The 2,613-nt window shown below is 71.5% G+C and carries 2 protein-coding genes; both read left to right on the top strand.

The features are described from left to right. The first annotated feature begins 122 nt into the window (after window positions 1-122). Window positions 123-1,352 carry a cysteine--1-D-myo-inosityl 2-amino-2-deoxy-alpha-D-glucopyranoside ligase gene (mshC, locus tag FNH08_RS48720; RefSeq protein ID WP_152778323.1) on the top strand — a complete coding sequence of 410 codons (1,230 nt, stop codon included), beginning with the start codon at window positions 123-125 and terminating at the stop codon, window positions 1,350-1,352. A 216-nt stretch (window positions 1,353-1,568) separates the two neighbouring features. Then, window positions 1,569-2,543: an SMP-30/gluconolactonase/LRE family protein gene (locus tag FNH08_RS48715; protein ID WP_322726628.1), complete on the top strand. Its 975-nt coding sequence runs from the start codon at window positions 1,569-1,571 to the stop codon at window positions 2,541-2,543. Window positions 2,544-2,613: the final 70 nt, after the last annotated feature.

Below are 2,613 nucleotides of genomic sequence, written 5' to 3'. Positions count from 1 at the left end.
GCCCCACACAAGGGCACCCACACCCCCCCCGCATACCCGGAGGGTCCACGCAAGGGCGCCTTCCCGGCCATCCGGCCCGGTCCCATTCGTATGCGGAACTTCCGTCCGGTTAGGCTCATGACATGCATGCCTGGCCCGCTTCCGATGTCCCCGCCCTGCCTGGCAAGGGCCGCGACCTCCGGATCCACGACACCGCGACCGGCGGTCCGGTCACCCTGGACCCCGGTCCCGTCGCCCGTCTCTACGTCTGCGGGATCACTCCCTACGACGCGACCCACATAGGTCACGCGGCGACCTACAACGCGTTCGACCTCGTACAGCGCGTGTGGCTCGACACCAAGCGGCAGGTCCAGTACGTGCAGAACGTCACGGACGTCGACGACCCCCTGCTGGAGCGAGCGCAGCGCGACGGCGTCGACTGGGCGGCCCTCGCCGAGCAGGAGACCGCCCTCTTCCGCGAGGACATGACCGCCCTGCGCATGCTGCCTCCGCAGCACTACATCGGCGCCGTCGAGGCGATACCCGGGATCGTCCCCCTCGTCGAGCGGCTGCGCGACGCCGGCGCCGCGTACGAGCTCGAAGGAGACGTCTACTTCTCCGTCGAGTCCGACCCGAACTTCGGCAAGGTGTCGGGCCTGGACGCCGCCGCGATGCGCCTGCTGTCCGCCGAGCGCGGCGGCGACCCGGACCGCCAGGGCAAGAAGAACCCGCTCGACCCGATGCTGTGGATGGCCGCCCGCGACGGCGAGCCCAGCTGGGACGGCGGCTCGCTCGGCCGCGGCCGGCCCGGTTGGCACATCGAGTGCGTCGCCATCGCCCTCGACCACCTCGGCATGGGCTTCGACATCCAGGGCGGGGGATCGGATCTCGCCTTCCCGCACCACGAGATGGGCGCCTCGCACGCCCAGGCGCTGACCGGCGAGTTCCCCATGGCCAAGGCGTACGTCCACGCCGGGATGGTCGCCCTCGACGGCCAGAAGATGTCGAAGTCGAAGGGCAACCTCGTCTTCGTGTCCAAGCTGCGGCGCGACGGCGTCGACCCCGCGGCCATACGCCTCGCGCTGCTCGCCCACCACTACCGCGCCGACTGGGAGTGGACCGACCAGGTCCTCGCGGACGCGGTCGCCCGGCTCGACCGCTGGCGGGCCGCCGTCTCACGGCCCGACGGCCCACCCGCCGAGGCCCTGGTCGAGGAGCTCCGCGAGGCCCTCGCGAACGACCTGGACGCCCCCGCCGCGCTCGCCGCGGTCGACCGCTGGGCCGCCCTCCAGAAGGAGCGGGGCGGTACGGACGAGGGCGCGCCCGGAGTCGTCTCGCGGGCGGTGGACGCACTGCTTGGCGTGGCACTGTGACGTATGTGAGGTAACGGTCCTGCACAGCAAAGGGGCGCTTCCCCAAGTGGGGAAGCGCCCCTTCCGTTCCCATCGTCGTGGCCGAAGTCGTGACCCTGTCGAGAGGCTGTCAGACGACTGTTAGTTGCTGCGGGGGCGTGCCACATGTGATGGGGTGACAGAGGAAGTTGACCGTTGGACCGGCCAACTGCCGGTCCCCACGCGGAAGGACACGCAGTGGCACCCCCGCACTCTTCCCCAGCACCACACTTCAGCCGGCGAGGACTCCTCACGGCCGGAGCGGCGACCGCCGGTGCCGTACTCCTCGGCTCACCTGCCGAGGCGGCCCCGCACTCCGCACGGACCCGGCCCTCCGTGATCCCGTTGCCCGACGGCTTCCGCCCGGAGGGCATCGCGATCGGCGGCGGCCCGTACGCCTACCTCGGCTCGCTGGGCGACGGCTCGATCTACCGCGCCGACCTGCGCACCGGAGAGGGCCGGATCATCTCGGCCGGGCCCGGTACGCCGTCGGTCGGACTCAAACTCGACGACCGGGGACGGCTGTTCGTCGCCGGGCGCGGTCAGGGCGCCCGCGTGGTGGACGCGCGCACGGGCGAGGTCCTCGCCTCGTACACGCTCACCACGGCGACCCCGACCTTCGCCAACGACGTGTTCCTGACCCCGCGGACGGCCTGGTTCACGGACTCGTTCCAGCCCGCGCTGTACGCCCTGCCGCTGGGCCGGCGCGGTGCGCTGCCGGACGCGGACGAGATCGTGACGCTCCCCCTGAGCGGTGACTGGAGCCAGGTCCCCGGCGAGACCGTGAACGCCAACGGCATCACACGCACCCCCGACGGCAAGGCGCTCCTCGTCGTGCAGTCAGGGGTCGGCGGTCTCCACCGGGTCGACCCGAGGACCGGAGTGACCGAACGGGTCGACCTCGGTGACGCGGCCCCGCTCACCAACGGCGACGGACTGCTGCTGATCGGGCGGACGCTGTACGTCGTACAGAACCGGCAGAACGCGATCGACGTGTTCACGCTCGCCGCGGACGGCACCAGCGGTGTCTTCGTCAAGCGCGTCACGGACCCGGACTTCGACGTGCCGACCACCGTGGCCGAGTACAAGGGGACGCTCTACCTGCCCAACGCCCGGTTCACCACCACGCCGACGCCCGAGACGACGTACGCCGTCGTCGCCGTGGAACGCTGACCGGCGCGAACACCGAGACCACCGAGACCACCGAGCACAGGGACAGACAGGGGCGGTGCGCCGTGCGCAC

This window comes from Streptomyces spongiae (assembly GCF_009377185.1).
Lineage (GTDB): Bacteria > Actinomycetota > Actinomycetes > Streptomycetales > Streptomycetaceae > Streptomyces > Streptomyces spongiae.
The sequence above is the reverse complement of the archived record's forward strand: the minus strand, read 5'-3'. Positions and strand labels throughout refer to the sequence as shown.

Coding starts and splice junctions, on each gene's coding strand:
- mshC (WP_152778323.1), top strand. CDS start 123: ATGCATGCCTGGCCCGCTTCCGATGTCCCCGCCCTGCCTGGCAAGGGC.